The organism is Leifsonia lichenia (genome assembly GCF_054780215.1).
The window spans coordinates 424,157-440,243 of record NZ_BAAGWT010000002.1 but is presented as its reverse complement, the minus strand read 5'-3'; the positions used below and the strand labels follow the sequence as shown (position 1 = coordinate 440,243).

Sequence of the window (16,087 nt, the reverse complement as noted above, 5' to 3'; positions counted from 1 at the left end):
CTCAGTACCTCACTCTCGGGTCGATGAGCGCCGCGATGATGTCGACGATGAAGTTGGTGAGCGCGACGACCACCGCGAGCAGGGCGACCATGCCCTGCACGGCGACGAAGTCGCGCGCCTGCAGGTAGTGCGCGAGCTGGAAGCCGAGGCCCTTCCACTCGAAGGTGGTCTCCGTCAGCACCGCGCCGCCGAGGAGGAGCGCGATCTGCAGGCCGATCACGGTGATGATCGGGATGAGAGCCGGTCGGTATGCGTGCTTGCGCACGAGCCGGAACTCGCTGACGCCGCGCGACCTGGCCGCATCCACATAGTCGGTGGAGAGGGTGCCGATGACGTTGGTGCGCACCAGCCGCAGGAACACGCCGGCGGTGAGCAGTCCGAGCGCGACGGCGGGAAGGATCGCGTGCGTCAGCACGTCGCCGACCACAGCGGGGTCGCCGGTCTGGAACGCGTCGATCAGGTAGATGCCCGTCTTGTTGGGCAGGAGCTGCATCTCCAGCTCTGAGCTGGTGGATGCGCGCCCAGCGACGGGAAGCCAGTTCAGCCAGATCGAGAACACCAGCTTGAGCAGGAGGCCCGCGAAGAACACCGGCGTCGCGTAGCAGAGGATCGCGAAGACGCGGAGGGACGCATCCTGGCCCTTGTCGCGGAAGTACGCGGCGACCATGCCGAGCGGGATGCCGACGATGAAGGCGACGATGAGCGCGTAGAACGCGAGCTCCAGCGTCGCCGCACCGTAGGTGAGCAGGATCTGCGTGACCGGTTGGTGGTCGGTGAAGCTGGTGCCGAAGTCACCGCGCAGGATCTGCCCGAGGTAGTCGAAGTACTGCACGAGCAGCGGCCGGTCGTATCCGGCCTCGTGGATGCGCTGCTGCAACTGCGCGGGAGGCAGCTTGCCGCCGAGCGCCGCGGTGATCGGGTCGCCCGTCGAGCGCATCAGGAAGAAGACGAGGGTGACGAGGATGAAAATCGTCGGAATGATCAGGAGGGCACGGACCAGGATGTACCGGCCGAGGCCGCCTCCCGATCGCCGCTGCTTCGTCCTGGTTCGTTCTGGACCGGGCGCTGCTGGCGCGGCCGGGCCGGTGACAGTCGCTGTCATGGAAGCCAATCGTGGGTGGTTCGAGGAGAGGGGCGGCCCGCGCTGTGCGGACCGCCCCCGGTCGGCTAGCTGGCTAGCCTGCTGATATCAGCCCTTGGAGAGGGCAGCGTAGCGGAACTTGAACGACGGGTCGAGCGTCTTGTCGGCGCCGTTCACCGTCTTTCCGACCACGGCGACCTGGGCGCCCTGCAGCAGCGGCAGGGTGGACAGGTCGGCCCCGACCTTCGCCTGGATCTCCTCGATCAGCTTCGTGCGGGCGGCCGCGTCGGTCTCGCCGAGCTGCTGCTCGATGAGGGACTGGACCTCCGGGTTGTCGTAGTGGTTCGCAAGGAAGTTGTCCTTGATGAAGAACGGCGACAGGTAGTTGTCAGCGTCCGAGTAGTCGGGGAACCAGCCGAGCTGGTACGCCGGGTACACGTCCGCGGTGCGGTCCTTCGAGTACTGCACCCACTCGGTCGACTGCAGGTTGACCTTGAACAGGCCACCGGCCTCGAGCTGCTCCTTCACGAGCGCGTACTCGTCGCCCGAGGACGGGCCGTAGTGGTCCGGGTTGTACTGGAGGTTGAGCGCGACGGGCGTGGTGACGCCAGCGGCCTGCAGCGCAGCCTTCGCCTTGTCGAGGCTCGGTCCGCCGTTGCCGTCGCCGTAGAGGTCCTTGAGCACGGTGGTCGCGCCGGTCAGGCCCTCGGGGACGAACGAGTAGAGCGGGGTGTACGTGTCCTTGTAGACCTGCTTGGCGATGGTCGCGCGGTCGACGAGGTCGGCAGCGGCCTGACGGACGGCGAGCGACTTCTTCGCGTCGGCCTCCGGCGTGGTCGCACCGTACGGCATGGTGTTGAAGTTGAACACGATGTAGCGGATCTCGCCACCCGGGCCCTTCACGACCTTGACGTTCTTGTCGGTGGAGAGGCTGTCGACGTCCGTGGCCGTGAGGCTGCGGAACGCGACATCGATCGCGCCCTTCTGGATGTCGAGCTTCAGGTTCGACGACTCGGCGTAGTACTTGACGTTCACCTTGTCGGTGGCCGGCTTGCCGAGGAGGCCCTGGTAGTTCGGGTTGGCCTTGTACGCGATCAGGTTGTTGAAGTCGTAGCTGGTGATGTCGTACTGACCGGCGAACGCGTGACCCTTGACGATGGTCTGGTCGGGCGTCACCTTGTCGGCCGAGAAGACCTGCTCGTCGACGATCGGGCCGGCGGGGCTGGAGAGCACCTGCGCGAAGGTCTGGTCGTTGGCGACCTTGAGCTTGAACACGACCGTGGTCTTGTCCGGGGCCGACACGCTGTCGAGGTTCGCGAGCAGCGACGCCGGACCGTTCGGGTCGTTGATCTTCTTCTGACGGTCGAAGGTGAACTTCACATCGGAGGAGGTGAGGTCGTGGCCGTTGGCGAACTTGAGTCCTGGCTTGAGCTTCACCGTGTACTCGTTCGGCGAGGTGAAGTCGGCGCTCGCCGCGATGTCGGGCTTCACGTCCGGGCTGCCGTACGGCGAGTTCAGAAGGAACGGGTAGACCTGGTTCATCACTGCGAACGAACCGTTGTCGTACGAACCGGCCGGGTCGATCGAGGTGATCTTGTCGGTGGTGCCGATGGTCAACGTTCCACCGCTGCCGCCGGAGCTGTTGTTGTTGCTCCCGGAGCAGCCGGCGAGCACCAAGGCCGTCGCCGCGAGTGCGGCGGACACGGCCAGCAGGCGCTTGCCGCTGATGTGTGCGGATCTCATATCCGAGTACCTCTTCCTGGTGTGGGGTCACTGACTCGGCGCGCAGAGATCTGCAGCGGTGCCGAATCGCGTAGGTATGTCCTAACACGAAATGCGCGCGGTGGATGCATCCGAATGCACTTCGTAGCGAGATCTTTACGTTAGTGCAACATAACTGCGCTCATGTGCGCATGATGCACACGAAAAGTGCTTTGATGCCCTATTCTCCGCGCAACCGCATCCGTTCGGCGTCGATCGACGCCATCGCGACCTGCAGCGAGCGGCGCAGTTCTGTCTCCTGATGATCGGTGCGAGCGAGCCTGTTGGTGAGCTCTGCCTTCTCGCGGAGCAGATCGCGGTCGATCAGGCCGTCGACGATCGAGCGGGCGTACCGGGAGACGTCGCCCGCCGCCTGCGGGAGGGTGCCGACGGCGAGGGCGTTGACGGTCGGCCCGTAGCCCTGGGGCACCTCCGCGAGCACCCGGTCGACCCAGCCCGGCTCTGTCATGGTGGTGAGCTGGCTGGCGATCGCGTCTTTGATGACGGCGTGCGTGGGGTTCACGAACGGCACCTGCACGGCGCGCGCCGCTCGCTCCTGCCCGACCTCGGCGGGAAGCTGCAGCAGCACCATGAGCGACTCGCGCTCAGTGCGCTGCGTCGGATCGCGCAGATCGGCCTGATGCACGACAGCAGTGGATGCGGTCCCGTCCTGGCCGAGCTCGCCCTGCTGGCCGCGCTGCTCGGCTCCCCCCGCCGGTCGCTGCCCTGCCCGTCCCGCGTTCTGCTCTGCGCGCTGCTCGCCGCGGCGGGCGGCCTGCACGGCTCGTAGCGTGTCCTGCAGGTCGGCGCCGGACAGCCGCGCGAGCTCGCGAGCGTACCCGTTCTGGGAGGCTGGGTCGCGGATGGTCGCGACGATCGGTGCTCCCCCGCGCATGGCCGCTGTGCGTCCCTCCACAGTGTCGAGGTCGTACTTATCGACCACCTGCCTGATCATGAACTCGAACATCGGCTTCTTGGCGTCGATCATCCGGCGCACGGCATCGTCGCCCTTCGCGAGCCGCAGGTCGCACGGGTCGAGCCCGTCGGGGCCGACAGCGACGTAGGTCTGGGCGGAGAAGCGCTGCTCTTCGCCGAACGCGCGGGTCGCGGCCTTCTGACCGGCCGCATCCGGGTCGAAGGTGAAGATGACGGAGCCTGTGCTGTTGTCGTCGCCCATGATGCGCCGGATGACCTTGATGTGGTCGACGCCGAACGCGGTGCCGCAGGTCGCGACAGCGGTGGTGATGCCGGCCAGGTGGCAGGCCATGACGTCGGTGTATCCCTCGACCACGACCACCTGGTCGAGCTTCGACACGTCACGCTTGGCGAGGTCGAGTCCGTAGAGCACCTGCGCCTTCTTGTAGACCGGTGTCTCCGGGGTGTTGAGGTATTTGGGGCCCTTGTCGTCGTCGAGCAGGCGGCGCGCGCCGAATCCGATGGTCTGGCCTGTCACATCCCGGATGGGCCAGATCAGTCGCCCGCGGAACCGGTCATAGACTCCCCGGTCACCCTGCGACACGAGCCCGGCGGTGGTGAGCTCCTCGGTGGTGTAGCCCTGTGCGCGCAGGTGCTTGGTGAGCTCGTCCCAGCTCTTGGGGGCGAAGCCGACGCCGAAGCGGCCGGCGGCGATGGCGTCGAAGCCGCGCTCCCCCAGGAACCGCCGACCGATCTCCGCCTCCGGCGAGCCGAGCCTGTCGCGGAAGAACTCTTCTGCTGCACCGTTCGCGGCCAGGATGCGCGCGCGGTTGCCGTGCTCGGACGGGCCGCCCGTGCCGTCCTCGTAACGCAGTTGGTATCCGATTCGAGCAGCCAGTCGCTCGACGGCCTCGGTGAAGGAGACGTGGTCGAGCTTCTGGAGGAACTCGTAGACGTCCCCGCCCTCGCCGCACCCGAAGCAGTGGTAGCGCCCGACGGCGGAACGGACGGTGAAGCTCGGGCTCTTCTCGTCGTGGAAGGGGCAGAGACCCTTGAGCGACCCGACACCGGCGGACTTGAGGCTCACGTAGTCGCCGACGATGTCGGCGATGTTGGTGCGGGCTTTGACCTCTTCGATGTCACTCTGTCGAATTCGGCCGGCCATAGAACGATTCTACTGAGCCGCAGCGACTCTTCTCGCGTGTCGTGGTATCTCGTGGCCCAGCGGCCAGGTTGATGCTCGGAGGGGCGGCCGGAAACGCGGTCCGCAAGGAGGTCGGGCCGGCGCCTGGCTGGGCGGCGGTCCGCAAGGCGGTCGGGCCGGCGCCTGGCTGGGCGGCGATCCGCAAGGCGGTCGGGCCGGCGCCTGGCTGGGCGGCGATCCGCAAGGCGGTCGGGCCGGCGCCTGGCTGGGCGGCGGTCAGACTGGCCGCTGACTGGCAGCGTCAATCGCGTTGCTTCGAGCGCTTCCTGGTGTTCTGGGCGATCTCGATGATCGCGACGAACACTTCGATCCCGACCCGCAGCAGAAGCACGCTCAGCATGGCGCCGACGAGGGTGATGATGACGCCGAACAGGAACACGAACGCGCCGACGACGGAGTGCGTGCCGATGGCGAGCGTCAGACTGTAGACGAGCGAGAGCAGGGTGCTCAGCCCGATCAGCACCAGCCCGACCACGTAGACGGGCCCGGCGAGCTTGCGCGTGACGTAGTTGGTGAACGTGAAGTCGAACAGCGACGAGAAGAACCGCGTGTCATCGAGCCGGTCTGCGAAGTCGGAGACGGTGCGACCGTGCCCGGCCACCGGAGCGCCGGCGGCAGCGTCCGCCGCTGAGGGCGCGCCCGGCCACGCCGGTGCGGACGGCGGCGGCGCAGGCGTCGCCCCGCCGGGGATGCCCTGCCCGCCGACGACACTCTCCGGAAGGCGCACGGTCTCGGCGGTGGTGGCGGCGGTGGCGGGAGTGGCGGGGGTGGCAGTGGCGTCGGGGGCGGCGGTGGCACTGGAAGCGGGAGCGGTGGCGGTGGGATCGATCACTGCTGACGCAGGTTCCACCGCGGGTGTGGCGGAGGCTGCAGGAGTCGCCGCTTCCGAGGGCGTCGCAGCAGAGGCTGGTGCCTGGGTCTCGACGGGAGCCGCGATCGGGTTCGCTGCGCCGAGCGCGGCATCCATGATCGACGGAGCCTCCCCGTTCGGGGCCGCGGGGGCTGGCTTGTTCGCCGCCGCACGCTTGGTGCGCGCGGTCGGCGTGGTTTTCGCCGCGGAGGCGGCCTTGGAAGCGGCGGTGGCCTTGGAAGCGGCGGGCGTCGTAGGCGCGGCAGGCGGCTTCGAAACGGCCTTGGCGGCGGGAGTCGTAGGTGCGGCGGGCGTCGTAGGTGCGACGGGCGTCTTCGAAACGGCCTTGGCGGCGGGAGTCGTAGGTGCGACGGGCGTCTTCGACGCAGTCCTCCGCGCTGGCGTCTTCGGAGCCGTCGCATCCGCGGCAGACGCGTTCCGAGCCGCAGCGCCCGCGGCCGGCTTCTTCGCCGTGCCATTCGCCGCGGCGCGTGTGGCGCGCGTCGTCGCGCGCTTGGCCGGAGTCGCGGCCGCGTCAGCGTCAGTGCCAGGCTCGACAGCGTCAGCGCCGGGCGCGGCCGCGTCAGCGGTAGGCGCGGCCGCGGCAGGCTCGACCGGGGCTGGCTCGACCGGGCTGGTGGCATCGTCGGGCGTCGGCTGGTCGCCGTTCGCCGGGGGTAGTGGGGTGCTCATCTTTTCCTCTCGATGCCGAGAACTCCAGCATTCTGCACTGGGGTCGGCGTTTCAAGCCCGCTGAGTGAACTCATCGGCGCCGCTCAGTGCTGCACCAGCCGCTCGTACCAACTGAGGGCAGACTGGTCGGTGAGGCTTGCGACCTGGTCGACGATCACGCGCTTGCGCTGCGTGTCGTCCCCCGCATCCTTCCAGTCCTCGGCGAAACCGGGGTCGAGCTCTGCCGGGCCGCGCGAGTAGAGCAGGTCGGCGAGCGTGGTGAGGATCTGGCGCTGCTGCGCGTAGATCGGCTGGCGCGTGTTCTTCGACATCACGAACGTCGCCACGATGCCCTTGAGCACGGCGATCTCGGCCTGGATCGGGGCGGGGACCACCACGTCGGCGCCGAACCGGATGAGGTTCGTGCTGCCGGAGTTCTCCTTGGTCGCGTGCACGGCGGCGTGCGCGAACCGGCCGATGAGCTGGCTGGTGAGGTTCTTCAGCCTGGCCTGCGAGCGGCGGCTTCCGTCCCAGCCATCGAGCCAGATGTCGAGGTTGTCGAGCCGGTCGAACGCCGCAATCAGTTCGTCGTGGCTGAACTCCCCGCCGATCCAGTCGTACATCGACCGCACCAGGTCGTCATGGTCGACCCTGCTGCCGAGCGCGGCGACGTCGATGTAGCCGTTGACGACCGCGTCCTCGAAGTCGTGCACCGAGTACGCGATGTCGTCGCTCAGGTCCATCACCTGGGCCTCGATGCAGCGCACGCGGTCGGGAGCGCCGGCGCGCATCCACTCGAACACCGCGTTGTCGTCGCGGTAGAAGCCGAACTTGGCGCGACCGCTGGGGTCGGCGACGGACGAGCTGTCCGGCCAGGGGTACTTGCAGCTCGCGTCGAGGCTGGCCCTGGTGAGGTTGAGGCCGTACGGGCGCCCGTCGCGGCCGAACACCTTCGGCTCGAGCCTGCTGAGCAGCCGCAGGGTCTGCGCGTTGCCCTCGAAGCCGCCGATGTCGTCTGCCCAGGAGTTGAGCGCTCTCTCGCCGTTGTGCCCGAACGGCGGGTGGCCGATGTCGTGTGCGAGGCAGGCCGTGTCGACGATGTCCGGGTCGAGACCGAGGCTGTTGGCGAGCTCGCGCCCCACCTGGGCGACCTCGAGCGAGTGCGTCAACCTGTTCCTGGCGAAGTCGAGCCCCGCCGTCGGGCTGAGCACCTGCGTCTTGGCCGCGAGACGCCGCAGCGCGCTGGAGTGCAGCAGCCTCGCCCTGTCGCGAGCGAAGTCGCTGCGCCTGCTGGAGTGCTGCTCAGGCAGCCAGCGCTCGCGATCGTGCTCGCTGTACCCGGAGCCCGAGCCCCCGCCGGTGGCCCCTGAGCCGGTGGCCCCTGAGCCGGTGGCCACTGAGCCCGCGGCCACTGAGCCCGCGAGCCCAGCGCCCGCAGCATCGCCGTGCGCGTGATCGGCATCGTGCCCGACGCCATGAACCACCGGGCTATCCACCACTGTTGTGCACCTCCGCGTCGGCGACCTCTGCGCGCTGGAACCCGTCGAGGTCGCGGCTGGCGAGCCAGCCGTCCGGCAGCGCCGGCTTCTTCGGGCTGCCCGCTCGTCCGCGCTGGCCCTCCGCGGCCTCTCCCGGGTACTCCTGATCCCAGTCGAGCGTGGCGAGCAGGTCGTCCAGGTGCGCGAGCGTGTCGACAGTGGCGAGGCTCGCCCGCAGGTCGCCGCCCACCGGGTAGCCCTTGAAGTACCAGGCGACGTGCTTGCGGATGTCGCGGCAGCCCCGCTCCTCGCTGTCGAAGAACTCGACGAGCAGTTCGGCATGGCGGCGGAAGGTGGCGGCGACCTGCCCGAGCGACGGGTGCGCCTGCGCCCGCTCGGCCTCCGCGGCGTCGATCTCGCCCGCTCGCGCACGGAACGCCGCGGCCAGGTCGCTGAACAGCCACGGACGACCGAGGCAGCCGCGACCGACGACGACGCCGTCGCAGCCCGTCTCCTCGACCATCCGGATGGCATCGGCCGCCGACCAGATGTCTCCGTTTCCGAGCACCGGCGTGCCGGTGATGGTCTGCTTGAGCTTGGCGATGGCCGACCAGTCCGCGTGGCCGGAGTAGAACTCGGCCGCCGTCCTGGCGTGAAGGGCGATGGATGCGACCCCCGCGCCCTCGGCCGCCTTCGCCGCTTCGAGATAGGTGAGGTGGTCGCTGTCGATGCCCTTGCGCATCTTGACCGTGAGCGGGATGCTGCCCGCCGCATCCACTGCTCCCTCGACGATCTCGCGGAACAGCCCGAGCTTCCAGGGCAACGCGGCTCCCCCGCCCTTGCGGGTGACCTTGGGCACCGGGCAGCCGAAGTTGAGGTCGATGTGGTCGGCGCGGTCCTCCGCGACGAGCATGGTGACCGCCTCGCGGACGGTCTTCGGGTCGACTCCGTAGAGCTGGATGGAGCGCGGCGTCTCCGACTCGTGGTGGGTGATGAGACGGAGGGACTCCGGGGTGCGCTCGACGAGGGCGCGCGAGGTGATCATCTCGCTCACGTAGAGACCGGCGCCGAACTCGCGGCAGAGCCTGCGGAACGCGGTGTTCGTGATCCCGGCCATGGGCGCCAGCACGACGGGCACGTCGAGGGCCAGCGGACCGATGGTCAACTGTGGCGCGTGGCTTATCGTTGCTGTAGTAGTCATTTCCTCAATTCTCCCAGATAGAGCGGAGCAGCATGACCGAGCGACCAGAAGCTGGGGAGAATCAGGGCGAAAGGCTGGCTGTGGACAACGCCGCAGCACCCGACACAGCATTCGACGGAGCACCCGCGGACAGCGGCAGGGCGCGCGTCGAGGCGGACGCGGAGGCCCGCGGGGTGAGCATCCGGGTGATCGAACGCCCGGCCGCCCGCAGCCTGGAGGAGGCGGCGCAGCTCCTCGGAATCGCGCCGTCCGACATCGTCAAGACACTCGTGGTCAAGCGCAGCGACGACACCTTCGTTTTCGCCCTCGTGCCGGGCGGCCGCAAGATCTCCTGGCCGAAGCTCCGCGCCGTGCTGCACGTCAACAAGCTGCAGCTCCCGGATGCGTCCGTCGCGTTCGAAGCCACAGGGTACGAACGCGGCACCATCACCCCGTTCGGGAGCCGCACGGCCTGGCCGGTCGTCGCCGACGCGTCCATCCCCGGCCGCACCGTCTCGATGGGCGCCGGCCAGCACGGCTACTCCCTGTTCGTGGACGCCGACGACCTCGTCGCCGCATACGAGGCCACCGTCGCCGACATCACCGACCCGGAGTAGCCAACCCCCGCACGCCGCTAAGCGTTCCCCCACCCGCCTCACAAAGCATTGAGTGGTCCCGAATTGCCGTGCGAGCGCGGGGGCGCACGGCAATTCGGGACCACTCAACGCAGGGCTGTGGACAACTTCTGCGAGCGGGTGCGCGACTGTGGCACGGTGTGTGGATGCCGACGCCCGCACCACTGCCTCTCGCGTTCCGCGACCGAGCATTCTCGACGACGGATGCGCTCCGTGCCGGGATGCGCCACTCCCGGCTGCGACGACGCGACCTGGCAAAACCCTTCCACGGCGTGCGGGCCGCGTCGGACGACACGTTCTCCGAACGGTGCGCGGCTGCGCAGACCCGGTTCGATGAGCGGCACTTCTTCAGCCACACCACTGCGGCGCGCATCCTCGGACTGCCGCTGCCGGCCCGCGAGGAGGACGCATCCACTCTCCATGTGGCCGTCGTCCCGCCCTTTCGCGCGCCGAAGAGCGAGGGGGTCATCGGCCACCAGCTTCGGGTCGACCCCGCGAGCATCCGGGAGCGCGGCGGGCTCCGCATCCCGGGCGCCGTCGAAGTGTGGTGCGAACTCGCGGCCACGCTCGCGCTCGACGAGCTCGTTCAGGCCGGGGACGCGCTCGTGCGCAGGAACGCGCCTCTCTCCGACGTCGACCAATTGGAGTCTGCCGTCCGCGGCGCGCGCCACCGTCCCGGTGTGCGGCGGATGCACGACGCGCTCGCGCTGATCCGTCCGCGGACGGACTCTCCGATGGAGACCGTCCTCCGGCTTGCGCTCGTCCGAGCCGGGCTTCCGGAGCCGCTGGTCAACCCACCGCTCACCGATGCGGCGGGCGCCTTCGTCGCCTTCGGCGACCTCGTGTACGAGCGGGACGGCATCGTCATCGAGTACGACGGCGAGCAGCACAGGCTGGATGCAGCGCAATACGCCGCCGACGTCGACCGGCTGTGGCGGATCGAGAGCCTCGGGTGGAGGGTGATCCGCGTGAACCGCTCCCACCTTCGCGACGGCGGCGTCGAAGCAGTCCGGCGCGTGCGGGCCGCCCTCAGCGAATGAGTGGTCCCGAATTGCCGTGTGCACGTGCGGTCGCACGGCAATTCGGGACCACTCGATTCAGGATGCGGGCGCCTCCGCCGCGGGACCAGCGCTGGGGATGAGGCACGCATCGCCTTCGCATGCGGCCGCGTTCACGTCGCCGAGGGCGATCAGCGGAAAGGACGGGGCTGCCGGAACGGCAGGCGCAGCGGGCGCAGCGGGCGCACCCGCATCCACCGCGCTCACGCAGTCACCTCGGCGCGCTCGGTCCAGACCTGCTCGAGCACCTGCGCGAACGTCGCCGCGTCCTGCGCGCCCGAGACGCCGTAGCGGCCGTCGATCACGAAGAACGGGACGCCCTGGATGCCGTACTCCTGCGCCAGCGACTGGTCGGCACGCACGTCGGAGAGGAACTCGTTCGATTCCAGAGCGGCGACGGCCGCAGCACGGTCGAGTCCGACCTCGGCGGCCAGATCGGCCAGGTCCTCGATGCGGCCGACGTGCTTGCCCTCGACGAAGTACGCCTTGAACAGGCGCTCCGCGAGCTCGAGCTGCCTGCCGTTCGCCTTCGCGAAGTGCAACAGTTCGTGCGCCTTGACGGTGTTGGTGTGCTTGAGGACGTCGAAGTCGTAGTCGAGTCCGACCGACGACGCGATGCCGGTGACGCGCTCCAGCATCCCCTGCACCTGCTCTGGCTGCATCCCCTTGTGCCCGGCCAGGAAGTCGATCTCGCTGCCGTCGAAGTCGACGGGGGTGTCCGGCGAGAGCTCGAACGAGTGGTACTCGACCTCGACGGCGCGGTCGTCTCCGCCACCGGCGAACAGGCCGCTTCCCGCTTCGAACTTGCGTTTGCCGATGTAGCACCACGGGCAGGCGATGTCGGACCAGATGTCGATCTTGATGGGTTCACTCACACCAGGGCCAACGGATGCGGTCACGCCTTCATTCCCGGCGCATCCACTGCCCCGCCGAAGCGGCGGTTGCGATTGGCGTAGATGTCGATCGCGTTCCACAGGTCGGCGCGGCTGAAGTCGGGCCAGAGGGTGTCGAGGAACACCATCTCGGCGTACGCGCTCTGCCACAGCATGAAGTTGCTCGTGCGCTGCTCGCCCGAGCTGCGCACGAACAGGTCGACGTCCGGCAGGTCGGGGGCGTACAGGTGACGCTGGATGCTCTTCTCACTGACCGCGGACGGTTTCATCCGCCCGGCCGCCACGTCTTCCGCGATGCTGCGCACCGCATCCGCGATCTCGGTGCGGCCGCCGTAGTTGACGCACATGGTCAGGGTGAGCACGTCGTTGCCCGCGGTGAGCTTCTCGGCGAACTGCAGCTCTTTGATCACCGACGACCAGAGTCGCGGCTTCCGCCCGGCCCAGCGCACGCGGACACCCCACTCGTTGAGCTGGTCGCGTCGGCGGTGCAGCACATCCCGGTTGAAGCCCATCAGGAAGCGGACCTCGTCGGGTGAGCGCTTCCAGTTCTCGGTGGAGAACGCGTACACGCTGAGGTGCTTGACGCCGATCTGGATGGCGCCGGCGACCACGTCGAGCAGGGACGCCTCCCCTGCCTTGTGGCCCTCGATCCTGGTCAGCCCTCTGCCGTTGGCCCAGCGGCCGTTTCCGTCCATCACGATCGCAACGTGATCGGGCACCGCGGCGACCGGGATCGCGGGCGGGTACACGCCTGTCCAGTCGAGCGGGCGGAACTCCACCGCGTCCTTGTGCGTGTATGGCTTGGGACTCATCCGTTCGCTTTCCGTTCGTGCTGCACGTGCTGGAGCGAGCGCAGCCCGCGTTCCAGGTGCCACTGCGTGTACGCGGCGACGACGCCGCTCGCCTTCGACCGCGTGTTGTCGTCCGTCTCGTCCGCCGCCGCCCAGTCTCCGGTGAGCAGGGCGCCGAGCAGCGCGATGGTCTGCGCATCCAGCCGGGGCGCCCCCTGCGGCGCGCAGTCGTCGCAGACCACGCCGCCGAGTTGCACCACCAGATGGTCGTGCGGGCCCGCCGTGCCGCACCGGGAGCAGTCGAGGAAGCTCGGCGCCCAGCCCGCGAGCGACAGCGCCCGCAGCAGGTACGAGTCGAGGGTGAGGGATGCGCCGTGCTCGCGCTTCGACAGCGAACGGAGCGCGCCGACCAGCAGGAGGTACTGCTGCAGGGACGCTTCCGCCTCGGTGAGCCTGTCCGCGGTCTCGACCATCGCGTTCGCCGCCGTGTAGCTGGCGTAGTCGTCCGCGATCAGCGCGCCGTACGCGCCGAGCGACTCGGCCTGCGTCACCACATCCAGGCTGCGGCCCTCGTACAACTGCACGTCGGCGACCATGAACGGCTCCAGCCGCGACCCGAACTTGGATGCGGTGCGCCGCACCCCTTTCGCGACCGCCCGGACCTTGCCGTGCTGCCTGGTGAGCATGGTGACGATGCGGTCGGCTTCCCCCAGCTTGTGGGTGCGGAGCACGACGGCTTCATCACGGTAGACAGGCACACTCCAGTATCCCGCGTAACGCCGACAGTTCCGTCAAGCCGCGCATGGTACAAGTGACCTATGAGCACGACGGCCTTCACGATTCCGCTGTGGGCCGATCTGGTGGCCGTGGGTGTCGGCAGCCTGCAGGGCGCGATGTTCGCCTCCGGTTTCCGCGACCGCAAGCTCGACCTGCTCGGCGTCGCCATCATCGGCGTCGCCACCGGGGTCGGCGGCGGTCTCCTGCGCGACCTGCTGCTGGTCACACGGCCGGTGGCGCTGCTGTCCAACTGGTATCTGCTGACCACCGTCGTCGCCGCACTGCTCGGGATGCTCCTCATCCGGTTGTTCCGCAGGCTCGACCCGATCATCACCTTCCTCGACGCCCTCACGATCGGGCTGTTCGGCGCGATCGGCGCGACCAAGGCGCTCGCGCTCGGCCTGCCGGAGGTGCCGGCGGTGTTCGTCGGGGTGGTGTCGGCGGTCGGGGGGTCCATCCTGCGCGACATGCTGCTGAACCTGCCGATCGCGCTGATGCACGTCGGCTCGCTCTACGCCGTCGCGGCGGGAGCGGGCACCGTCGTGCTCGTCGTGCTGGTCGACCTCGGGGTTCCGATCAGCGTGGCCGCCGCGGTGTGCGTGGCCGTCACGCTCATCATCCGGCTGCTGGCGGTGCGGTTCGGCTGGAGTCTGCCGGAGCAGCGCGAGCTCGGCCGCATCCCGCGCCCGCGATGGCCGCGCATCCCCCTCCGTCGCCGGGTGGAGGCCCGCACCGAGGAACGCACCGAGACCGGATCCATCCCCCGCTACAAACTCGACCGCCCCGACTGACGCCCGCCCGTCTCGCCCGCCCGCCGAAGCAATCGAGCCGGGACTTGTGCACGCCGACAGCGGCGTGTCGCGTGCACAAGTCCCGGCTCGATGGCTTGGGGACGGGGGTTAGGCGGAGACGAGGGCGGCGGGGGCGGCGGAGCCGGCGGTCGCGCGGATGGCGCGGTTGACGGCGGAGACGACGGCCTTGAAGGAGGCCGTGGTCGTGTCCGCGTCGATGCCGACACCCCAGAGACGGGTGCCGTCCACATCCACCTCGACGTAGGCGGCGGCCAGGGCCGATTCGCTCGCCGACAGCGTGTGCTGCGAGTAGTCGTAGAGGTGCACGTTGATGCCGCGGTCGTTGAGGATGTCGAAGAACGCCGCGATCGGGCCGTTGCCCTCGCCGGACGCCTTGGCGACCGTGTCGCCGTCGCGCAGCGTCACGGTGAGCGCGACGTGGTCGCCGGTCTCGTTGGTGGTGCTGGTGCTGCCCAGCTCGAAGCGACCCCACTTGGCGTCGGCCTCGTCGACGGGCGCCGGCAGGTACTCGTCCTGGAAGATCGCCCAGATGTCGTCGCTGGAGACCTCGCCGCCCTCGGCGTCCGTCTTGGCCTGCACGACCCCGGAGAACTCGATCTGCAGTTTGCGCGGCAGGTCGAGCGCGTGGTCGTTCTTCAGCAGGTAGGCGACGCCGCCCTTGCCGGACTGCGAGTTGACGCGGATGACCGCCTCGTAGCTGCGACCCAGGTCCTTGGGGTCGACCGGCAGATACGGCACGGCCCAGACCAGCTCGTCGACGGTCGTGCCCTGACGCTCCGCGTCGGCGGCCATCGCCTCGAAGCCCTTCTTGATCGCATCCTGGTGGGAGCCGCTGAACGCGGTGAACACCAGGTCGCCGCCCCACGGGCTGCGCTCGCCGACCGGCAACTGGTTGCAGTGCTCGACCGTGCGCTTGACGGAGTCGATGTCGCTGAAATCGATCTGCGGGTCGATCCCCTGCGTGAACAGGTTGACGCCGAGCGTCACCAGGTCGACGTTGCCCGTGCGCTCTCCGTTGCCGAACAGGCAGCCCTCGATGCGGTCGGCGCCCGCCATGTAGCCGAGCTCCGCAGCGGCGACGGCTGTGCCGCGGTCGTTGTGCGGGTGCAGCGACAGGATGACGTTCTCGCGGTGGTTCAGGTGGCGCGACATCCACTCGATCGAGTCGGCGTAGACGTTCGGCGTCGCCATCTCGACCGTGGCGGGCAGGTTGATGATGACCTTGCGCTCCGGCGTCGGCTCGAAGACGTCGAGCACCTGGTTGCAGATGTCGACAGCGAACTCCAGCTCGGTGCCGGTGTAGCTCTCCGGCGAGTACTCGTAGTAGATCTCGGTGCCGGGGACCGTCGCCTCGAACTGCTTGCAGAGACGAGCGCCCTCCAGCGCGATGTCGACGATGCCCTGCTGGTCGGTGCGGAAGACCACATCCCGCTGCAGGATGCTCGTGGAGTTGTAGAGGTGCACGATGGCCTGCTTGGCGCCCACCAGCGACTCGTATGTGCGCTTGATGAGGTGTTCGCGCGCCTGGGTCAGCACCTGGATGGTGACGTCGTCGGGGATCGCGCCCTCTTCGATGAGGCTGCGCACGAAGTCGAAGTCGGTCTGGCTCGCCGACGGGAAGCCGACCTCGATCTCCTTGTAGCCCATCCGGACCAGCAGGTCGAACATGATGCGTTTGCGCTCTGGGCTCATCGGGTCGATGAGCGCCTGGTTGCCGTCGCGCAGGTCGACGGCGCACCAGCGCGGGGCGACCGTGATGCGGGCATCCGGCCAGGTGCGATCGGGCAGCTCCACCCGGATCTGCTCATGGAACGGGCGGTACTTGTGGATCGGCATGGCGCTCGGCGCCTGAGTGTTCTTCATGGTCTGTCTTCTCCTCGCGAGGTGTGGTGGAGAGCCAACGACGAACTCCGCGACGAGTGAGGCCCAGAACTAGGACTCGTCGCGGCAGCTAAGGAGGAGCAGACCGTACACAGAAAA

The 16,087-nt window shown here is 68.7% G+C and carries 14 protein-coding genes; 3 read left to right on the top strand and 11 right to left on the bottom strand.

Annotated features, from left to right (window positions below; genetic code table 11):
• Window position 1 precedes the first annotated feature (1 nt).
• From ACYVGI_RS06600 to dusB, 6 genes are all read right to left on the bottom strand, one after another.
• Entirely contained in the window at window positions 2-1,102 is a 1,101-nt protein-coding gene (locus ACYVGI_RS06600) for an ABC transporter permease (protein WP_460631841.1), read from the bottom strand.
• 87 nt (window positions 1,103-1,189) lie between these two features.
• A complete protein-coding gene (locus ACYVGI_RS06595; protein ID WP_460631840.1) occupies window positions 1,190-2,824 on the bottom strand; it encodes an ABC transporter substrate-binding protein in 1,635 nt (544 codons plus the stop codon).
• 199 nt (window positions 2,825-3,023) lie between these two features.
• Entirely contained in the window at window positions 3,024-4,922 is a 1,899-nt protein-coding gene (dnaG, locus tag ACYVGI_RS06590; RefSeq protein WP_460631839.1) for a DNA primase, read from the bottom strand.
• Window positions 4,923-5,202: 280 nt separating this feature from the next.
• The gene (locus ACYVGI_RS06585; protein ID WP_460631838.1) at window positions 5,203-6,504 is read right to left on the bottom strand and encodes a DUF4282 domain-containing protein; all 1,302 of its coding nucleotides are present in this window, start codon (window positions 6,502-6,504) and stop codon (window positions 5,203-5,205) included.
• Between the two features lie 83 nt (window positions 6,505-6,587).
• Window positions 6,588-7,880: a deoxyguanosinetriphosphate triphosphohydrolase gene (locus ACYVGI_RS06580; RefSeq protein WP_460632415.1), complete on the bottom strand. Its 1,293-nt coding sequence runs from the start codon at window positions 7,878-7,880 to the stop codon at window positions 6,588-6,590.
• Window positions 7,881-7,971: 91 nt separating this feature from the next.
• Window positions 7,972-9,162 carry a tRNA dihydrouridine synthase DusB gene (gene dusB, locus ACYVGI_RS06575; protein ID WP_460631837.1) on the bottom strand — a complete coding sequence of 397 codons (1,191 nt, stop codon included), beginning with the start codon at window positions 9,160-9,162 and terminating at the stop codon, window positions 7,972-7,974.
• Window positions 9,163-9,194: 32 nt separating this feature from the next.
• Here dusB and ACYVGI_RS06570 point away from each other — a divergent pair, with 32 nt between their 5' ends.
• Window positions 9,195-9,758 (top strand): aminoacyl-tRNA deacylase, encoded by a 564-nt coding sequence (locus ACYVGI_RS06570; protein ID WP_460631836.1) that lies wholly within the window; start codon window positions 9,195-9,197, stop codon window positions 9,756-9,758.
• A 164-nt stretch (window positions 9,759-9,922) separates the two neighbouring features.
• Window positions 9,923-10,816 carry an endonuclease domain-containing protein gene (locus ACYVGI_RS06565; protein ID WP_460631835.1) on the top strand — a complete coding sequence of 298 codons (894 nt, stop codon included), beginning with the start codon at window positions 9,923-9,925 and terminating at the stop codon, window positions 10,814-10,816.
• A 57-nt stretch (window positions 10,817-10,873) separates the two neighbouring features.
• Here the strand turns inward: ACYVGI_RS06565 and ACYVGI_RS06560 are convergent, their stop codons facing one another.
• Genes ACYVGI_RS06560 through recO form a run of 4 tightly spaced genes read right to left on the bottom strand, consistent with a single transcriptional unit; the run spans window position 10,874 to window position 13,276 of the window.
• A complete protein-coding gene (locus ACYVGI_RS06560) occupies window positions 10,874-11,041 on the bottom strand; it encodes a hypothetical protein (protein ID WP_460631834.1) in 168 nt (55 codons plus the stop codon).
• Complete coding sequence (locus ACYVGI_RS06555) at window positions 11,038-11,709, bottom strand: DsbA family oxidoreductase (RefSeq protein WP_460631833.1); 672 nt, start codon at window positions 11,707-11,709, stop codon at window positions 11,038-11,040. The genes ACYVGI_RS06560 and ACYVGI_RS06555 overlap by 4 nt, the downstream gene beginning before the upstream one ends.
• A gap of 20 nt (window positions 11,710-11,729) precedes the next feature.
• Entirely contained in the window at window positions 11,730-12,539 is an 810-nt protein-coding gene (locus ACYVGI_RS06550; protein ID WP_460631832.1) for an isoprenyl transferase, read from the bottom strand.
• Window positions 12,536-13,276: a DNA repair protein RecO gene (gene recO / locus ACYVGI_RS06545; protein WP_402849756.1), complete on the bottom strand. Its 741-nt coding sequence runs from the start codon at window positions 13,274-13,276 to the stop codon at window positions 12,536-12,538. The genes ACYVGI_RS06550 and recO overlap by 4 nt, the downstream gene beginning before the upstream one ends.
• A gap of 60 nt (window positions 13,277-13,336) precedes the next feature.
• Between recO and ACYVGI_RS06540 the strand changes: the two genes are divergently transcribed.
• Window positions 13,337-14,086 carry a trimeric intracellular cation channel family protein gene (locus tag ACYVGI_RS06540; RefSeq protein ID WP_460631831.1) on the top strand — a complete coding sequence of 250 codons (750 nt, stop codon included), beginning with the start codon at window positions 13,337-13,339 and terminating at the stop codon, window positions 14,084-14,086.
• Between the two features lie 108 nt (window positions 14,087-14,194).
• On the opposite strand, the gene leuA is transcribed toward ACYVGI_RS06540, so the two are convergent.
• Complete coding sequence (leuA, locus tag ACYVGI_RS06535) at window positions 14,195-15,970, bottom strand: 2-isopropylmalate synthase (RefSeq protein ID WP_460631830.1); 1,776 nt, start codon at window positions 15,968-15,970, stop codon at window positions 14,195-14,197.
• Window positions 15,971-16,087 lie beyond the last annotated feature (117 nt).